This window comes from Acinetobacter lactucae (assembly GCF_013344765.1).
In the GTDB taxonomy this organism is placed as follows: domain Bacteria; phylum Pseudomonadota; class Gammaproteobacteria; order Pseudomonadales; family Moraxellaceae; genus Acinetobacter; species Acinetobacter lactucae_A.
Genome location: NZ_JABVBF010000171.1, coordinates 1 through 7,342, shown reverse-complemented (window position 1 = coordinate 7,342; position 7,342 = coordinate 1). Strand labels below are relative to the sequence as shown.

The 7,342-nt window shown below is 38.5% G+C and carries 5 protein-coding genes, 1 tRNA gene and 1 pseudogene; 5 read left to right on the top strand and 2 right to left on the bottom strand.

Annotated features, from left to right (window positions below; translation table 11 throughout):
• Positions 1 to 815 (bottom strand): annotated as a pseudogene (locus HUN22_RS14310) (GGDEF domain-containing protein); the annotation flags it as partial.
• A 149-nt stretch (positions 816 to 964) separates the two neighbouring features.
• Between HUN22_RS14310 and pyrC the strand changes: the two are divergent.
• From pyrC to HUN22_RS14285, 5 genes are all read left to right on the top strand, one after another.
• On the top strand, positions 965 to 1,999 hold the full coding sequence (gene pyrC / locus HUN22_RS14305) for a dihydroorotase (protein ID WP_005070491.1): 1,035 nt from the start codon (positions 965 to 967) through the stop codon (positions 1,997 to 1,999).
• Positions 1,984 to 2,646, top strand: a complete 663-nt coding sequence (rnt, locus tag HUN22_RS14300) for a ribonuclease T (protein WP_003652803.1) — start codon at positions 1,984 to 1,986, stop codon at positions 2,644 to 2,646. Before pyrC ends, rnt begins: the two co-directional genes overlap by 16 nt.
• 18 nt (positions 2,647 to 2,664) lie before the next feature.
• Positions 2,665 to 2,740, top strand: a tRNA-Glu gene (locus HUN22_RS14295).
• Between the two features lie 184 nt (positions 2,741 to 2,924).
• Positions 2,925 to 5,039 (top strand): TonB-dependent siderophore receptor, encoded by a 2,115-nt coding sequence (locus HUN22_RS14290; RefSeq protein ID WP_174730624.1) that lies wholly within the window; start codon positions 2,925 to 2,927, stop codon positions 5,037 to 5,039.
• Between the two features lie 218 nt (positions 5,040 to 5,257).
• On the top strand, positions 5,258 to 5,941 hold the full coding sequence (locus tag HUN22_RS14285; RefSeq protein ID WP_174730622.1) for a glutathione binding-like protein: 684 nt from the start codon (positions 5,258 to 5,260) through the stop codon (positions 5,939 to 5,941).
• Positions 5,942 to 5,946: 5 nt separating this feature from the next.
• On the opposite strand, the gene HUN22_RS14280 is transcribed toward HUN22_RS14285, so the two are convergent.
• Positions 5,947 to 7,191 carry an NADH:flavin oxidoreductase/NADH oxidase family protein gene (locus HUN22_RS14280; protein WP_174730617.1) on the bottom strand — a complete coding sequence of 415 codons (1,245 nt, stop codon included), beginning with the start codon at positions 7,189 to 7,191 and terminating at the stop codon, positions 5,947 to 5,949.
• Positions 7,192 to 7,342: the final 151 nt, after the last annotated feature.

The following is a 7,342-nucleotide window of genomic DNA, read 5'->3' as shown; positions in this document are numbered from 1 at the left end:
CGGTAATAGAAAAAATCAAACATTTCGTCAAAGGTACGACGGTTTGAAATTTGAGTAAGCGCATCTTGCTGACTTAAATGTAAAAGTTCCGATGCTTCAATCCGTAAAATCTGCTCATTGATTTCAGCAAGCTGGTTATTTAAAAAAAGGCTGCGCTCTCTTGAGATGAGCATCGTGCTAATTGAAAAGCCTAAAATACAAGTACCAAATAAAGCACGACCCAGCGCGATATAATCACAATTTACATTTAATAAATTAAGAAAAACAAAAACCAATATTGCTGCTAACAAGCCAACATACAGCATATGTAATGGTTTTATACCGCTTAAAATAAAACCAAGCATATATAAAAATGAAAGGAGCAACATTGATTGATTTTTAAGTGCCATATTTTCGACACTCAGCAACAACATGGCACTTGTAATAATTGAGAAGAAAACAATACCGCAGGCAGCAAGATAAAAATAATCAGAGAGTTTTTTAAATTTGGCAAAAATCCAAAATAATAAGAGTGCAAGCGCAATATTCATTGCACTTAACAAACAATGAATAAAGTCTAAAGTAATATAAGGTACACCGATCACCAAATAGTCTGTAGGTAATGCTAGCAAAATAAAAATAAGATAAGTTAAGACACCACTTGCTAAAAATTTTGAGATATTTTGTTTGGTTCGCTCAAGATTTAGGCACCAGAATTTTTTTTCTAATTGATCCGGCAAAGGCGTATTGGCATAACGATGGGTATGTAGAGTTACCAAATATTCTATTTCTTCTTTTGCTTTGAGTAATTCATGTACATTTCCCCTATTCACCACTACTTGATTCCCACCTCTTACACATTAACAAAATATAACATTATTTTTTAATACCTCTGGTCCTTTATTTTGCCATTTGTCCGTAATTCTCGTTACCATTTTCACACTTTATCGATTATCATTTGTTTTATTTCGAAGTTTGAACTGCCTTGGACTCTATTACCCTGCTCCAGCCAGATGATTGGCATGCACATTTACGTGATGGTTTAGCATTAAAACGTACTGTACCTGATTTGGCCAAACAATTTGCTCGTGCGATTTGTATGCCAAACCTTGTTCCACCTGTAAAAACTGTGGAAGAAGCATTAGCTTACCGTGAACGTATTCTTGCTCATGTTCCAGAAGGTCTTAATTTTGACCCGCGCATGGTGCTTTATTTTACTGATTTCACCTCACCAGACGAAGTTCGTAAAATTAAAGAATCTGGACATGTAAATGCCATTAAACTTTACCCAGCAGGCGCGACCACCAACTCTGATAATGGTGTAAGTGACATTCGTAAAGTTTATGCAGTCATTGAGCAATTAGAAGAGCATCAAGTTCCGTTATTACTTCACGGTGAAGTGACTCATAACCACGTTGATATTTTTGACCGTGAAAAACGCTTCTTAGATGAAGTTTTATCACCGTTATTAAAACAGTTTCCAAAACTGAAAGTGGTACTTGAACACATTACAACAAGCGATGCTGCACACTTTGTTTTAGAACAAGACCGCAATGTCGCTGCAACAATCACACCTCAACATTTATTATTTAACCGTAATGATATGTTGGTGGGTGGTATTAAACCGCATTTCTATTGTTTACCAATTTTAAAGCGTCAAACTCACCAGACCACTTTGCTTGAAGTTGCAACGAGCGGTAACCCTAAATTTTTCTTGGGTACAGATAGCGCACCTCACTCGCAAAATGCAAAAGAAAATGCGTGCGGCTGTGCGGGCTGTTATAGTGCACCTAATGCAATTGAACTTTATGCTCAAGCATTTGACCAAGTGGGTAAATTAGAGCGCTTAGAAGGTTTTGCTAGCCACTTTGGTGCAGACTTCTACGGTCTACCACGTAATACTTCTACCATTACATTGGTAAAAGAAGATAACCTCGTTCCAGAATCTTTTGATTATTTAGATGATCAAAAAATTATCCCGCTGCATGCCGGGAAAACGCTGCAATGGAGAAAAGTGTGACACAAGAAACCTCTGTCCCGGTCATTGGCCAACGTTTTCGTGGCTTCTTACCTGTTGTTGTTGACGTTGAAACGGCAGGTTTTAATGCCCAGACAGATGCATTGCTAGAAATTGCGTGCATTCCAATTGTGTATGATGCTCAGGGACAATTTGTCCCTGGTCCAGCATTTCATGCGCATATTAACCCGTTTGAAGGGGCTAATCTCGATCGCCGCTCGCTAGACTTTATTGGTATTGATCCATTCAATCCAATGCGTATGGCAATGGCTGAAGATGAGCGCACCGCATTACGCCGTATTTTTAAATCGGTGAATGAAGTCCGTAAACAGCAGCATTGTACGCATGCAGTGCTAGTTGGTCATAATGCGCATTTTGATCTTGGCTTTGTACAAGCTGCAATTGCACGTACAAGCACAAAAAACCAAAATCCATTCCATAGTTTTTCAGTAATGGATACGGTGACTTTAAGTGCTGTAATGTTTGGACAAACTGTGCTTGCGAAAGCCTGTATTCAAGCTGGAATTGAGTTCGATGGCAAAGAAGCACACTCTGCTTTGTACGATACTCAGAAGACTGCTGAACTGTTTTGCTATATTTTGAACAAACTGTCGCCTTACCTCCTTGACAGTTTGGTGGCGGCTTCTTAAGATACCGCCATCCTCAACGTCCCTATCGTCTAGAGGCCTAGGACATCGCCCTTTCACGGCGGTAACCGGGGTTCGAATCCCCGTAGGGACGCCATATCTTCTTATAAAAGCTCTTTCTCTTTTATTCGTATATGTTTTGTTTACATTTCTAATTTTCTGTATTTCCTCATAAAATACTCTTGCACATATATATTATCGATCCAGTATTTCCTTTACATAGATTTACAATATAATAATTCTTATTTTTATACTGATATTTATTATCAACAAGGTTTTAAATGGATCTTAAGCTTCGCCTTCTCTCCCTGAGCATCGCTCAATTATGCTGTATTTCAAGTGCTTTCGCAGAAACCAATGGTTCCTCAACGACTCTTGCTACGATTAAGATTAAAGCCCAGCAAGCTGCCGACCAAGCCTATAAAGTCGATAGCTCAAGTAGCGCAACACGTAGCGAAGTCGCATTAAAAGATACGCCACAATCTGTCAGTGTAGTGACTCAAAAAGTAATTGAAGATATTGGTGCTACTCGTTTAATTGAGGCGCTTGATTTAGCTGGGGGCGTGACTCGTGCTAATAATTTTGGTGGTCAAGGTTTAACAGGTTTTAACCTGCGTGGTTTCACTAGCGGCGAGTTTTACCGAAACGGATTCCCGATTAATCGTGGTTATCCAAACGCTCCCGATAGCAACACTATTGAACGTGTAGACGTTTTACGTGGCCCCTCTTCTAGCTTATATGGCCGTGGTGACCCAGGTGGTACGTTTAATCTAATTTCAAAAACACCAAAGTCTGAGCAACAAACCACTTTAGGCGCTCAGTTTAGCAGTGAAGGTTTATACCGCACTACTATAGACACTACAGGTACTATTCCAAATGCGGAAAACGTTGGCTATCGCCTCAATGTGATAGCAGAAGGCGGTGACAGTTATCGTGATCATGTCGAATCTAAACGTTATGGAATTGCACCAGTCATCCAATGGCAAGCTTCTGATGCAACCAAAGTTACTTTCGAAGCGGATATTTTAAGAAATCAACACCCCCTTGATCGTGGGCACACGCGCTACCCTACACAAAAGTCTTTTAATAGTTCACCTGAAACCTATTTATGGGAAACAGGTAAATATAACAACCGCCTCTACAATGAAAACAACATGACTCAATTACGAGTCGAACACGACCTTGGAAATGACTGGAAACTGAATGCTGGCGTGCAATATTTAAACGGCAAATTGTATGGCTATGCGGTAGAGGCAAATGGCATACAGACTGATGGAGAAACATTAGGCCGAAATTACAACTACCGCGAATTAAGATGGCAAGATACTGACGCACAAATTAACCTAACAGGTAATTTCCAACTTTTAGGATTAGCCCATACTTTAGTGACTGGGCTTGAATATGAAAATTATGATTATAAGTCATATATTATTCGCTCAAGCGGAGATGTCGGTAGCTACCCTATTAATATTTATAATCCAGTTTTAGGGCAACCTTTACCTGAGCTTAATCGTGTTACCACCCATGATCGCGAAAATTTAAAAACAACGGCCGTTTTTGTACAAGACCAAATCGATTTAAATGAGCGCTTAAGCGCGCTACTGGGTTTACGTTTTGAACACTATGAGCATGATTACAAAAACCTATTACCGAATACTGCAAACTGGAATACCAGTCATGATGCATTTATTCCACGTTTAGGTTTAGTTTTTAAAGCCCGTGATGATCTTTCAATCTATAGCAATGCTGCAAAATCGTTTAAACCAAATACAGGGGCTAGCCGTAATGGAGAGGGATTTGACCCAGAAGAAGGCATGGCTTACGAGTTAGGCTTTAAATGGCAAGCACTCAACGATATGTTGTCGATTGACTCTGCTATTTTTTACGCAAAAAAAGAAAATGTCTTAACCCTAGATCCTGTAGATTCAGCCTATAAAGTTGCTGCTGGTGAAGTTCGCAGCCAAGGCATTGAGCTAAACGTTGCGGGACAAATTACTCCAGCTTGGAAAATTATTGGCGGATATGCTTATACAGATGCAGAAGTCAGCAAAGACAACACTCTAAAAAAAGGAACGGCTTTAGCCAATATTCCAAAGAACAGTTTTAATCTTTTAAATATCTATGAATTTCAAGATGGCCCTTTACAAGGCTTAGGTCTAGGAATTAATCAAAAATATATTGATAAGCGTGCAGGACAAACAGCCAATAGTACTTACACCATGAAAGGTTACGCAGTTACAGATTTAGTTTCTTATTATCAGGCAACGCCAAAACTTCGTCTTAACTTAGATCTGAAAAATCTTTTTGACAAAGTATATGATGAAAGCGCTTTCAATCTATATGCGTATCCAGGTGAGTCACGTACTGTTCAATTGGGTATGAGCTATACATTCTAAACTATAAATACACCTGCTAAAAAGCCATTTCACAGTGATAACCTAAGTTAGAATCTGGCTAGGGCTATCAAACACTTAAAAGCCACTGCATTTTAAGGTAGTGGCTTTTTATTCAGTTGCTCTTATATAAAAATATAATTTATTGATTTATTAATATTTTTTAGAAGTAAATGATGTTCTATACTAAACATAGATCAAAACTATAATTTGAAGATGACATGCAAATTCGATTATTTCACTTACAAAATTCACGCTCTCAACGCCTTATTTGGTTTTTAGAAGAATTAGGACTCAACTATGAGCTCATTATTAAAGATCATTCAGTTATAGGCAAAGATAAAAACTCACCTCATCAATTATCAAAATTTCCAACTATCGAAATTATTGAACAGGAACAAATTTCAATTTTGGCGGAAACCTCAGCAATCCTAGATTACCTATCTCATTTACACCCACAATTGGGGCCGAACAACCTATCAAGCCAACAGCTCCAAAATTTTTATTATTGGAAAAATTATTGCGAGGCGACATTCATTCCCGATTTGGTACTGAAACAAATCTTTCACCAAATTGCACAACGTACACCTTTTCCAATCCGTTTCATTCCTAAACTTTTAAAATATGGATTCGATCAAGGCTATCTCAATCAATCATTACAACGACAAATGAAAATGATTGATGAACATTTAGAGCATCATTTATGGTTTGCTGGAGATCAGTTTACTACTGCTGATATTTTGATGTGGTTTCCATTACTGGCTTGCTCACAAAATTACAGCCAGTTTAAACATATACACCGTTATCTTGCCCAAATAGAAAACAGACCTGCCTTTAACAATGCTTTAATTAAAGGCCAATGGTCTGCTTCTATATTTCACGCTTACTGGACGACTGCATGGTAATGAAATTATGCAGACTTACGTGAATTTACTTGCCCTTGAATCACCGCTTTAATATTGCCTTTCGCATAATTTAAAAATACCACTAGTGGTGAAAGTTTTGGATTTGGTTTTTTACCCTTGCCAATGGTTTTAAATTGAGCGGCATACCAAATAATTTCCATAATTGCCATTTTATCGACAAATGGTAAGCCTGTTTTAATTGGTTTTACTGCATAGCGAACATCTTGCCCTGCAATTAAACGCTCTGTTAAATCAGTTTCTACTGCAAATGGACGAGCAATACCAATAAAGTCACATGCACCACTTTCAAGCGCAGCGTTCATGCCCTCTACGTTACGAAAACCGCCTGTCACCATAAGCTTACACTTAACATGCTGGCGAATTTTCTCTGCAAAATCTAAAAAGTATGCTTCACGCGCAATTGTACTTGCTTTACGTTTATCAGCCTTAGCTCCAGCCATTGCTGGTGCCTCGTAGGTACCACCTGAGATTTCAATTAAATCGATACCAGCTTCATCCACTGCTTTAAATACTGAAATGACATCTTCTTCGCTAATACCACCACGCTGGAAGTCGGCCGAGTTAAGCTTCACTGAAATGATAAAATTATCTGAAGTCGCTTCACGTACTGCTTTATAAACCTCAAGTAAAAAACGAGTACGATTCTCAACTGAACCGCCCCATTGATCTGTGCGCTTATTGGTTAATGGTGATAAAAACTGACTGATTAAATATCCATGTGCACCATGTAATTGCACTCCTTCAAAACCTGCTTTTTCACAGATTTGAGCTGCTGTGGCAAAACGTTTAATAATATCTAGAATTTCATCATGAGTTAATTCACGTGGCGTTCCAAACATGGTTGCTAAAGCTGGGCTAAAAGGTACGGCTGAAGGCGCTACGGTTTCTTTATTTAAACCTTTTGGACACTGACGACCTGGGTGCGATAATTGAATCAACTGAACCATACCATATTTTTTACCTAATGCCGCCCACTCTTTTAAGCGCTCTAGGTCACGTTCAGTTTCAATAACTACAACACCCGGTTCATTTTTTGCTCCGGCATTTACCATGACATTACCCGTAATTGCACAGCCAAGCTCACCTTTTGCCCATGCACCATATAGACCCAAATGTAAGTCATTTGGTTGGCCTTTATAATTTGCAAGCGCTTCACTCATTGCGCCTTTAATAATTCGGTTTTTAAAGGTGGTATTGCGTATCGTGATGGGTTCAGCAATCTGGTTCATGGTTAACCTCTTTTCTTTGAATTTTAGAGTAATTACTCTAATTTAAATGAGTTATTGGGCATGTCAAGTCATAATCGATAACTGACAATAGCACATGTCAATTTTAAAAAACACAAAAATATGCAACTTTTTGCATAAGGCAAGAATTTTT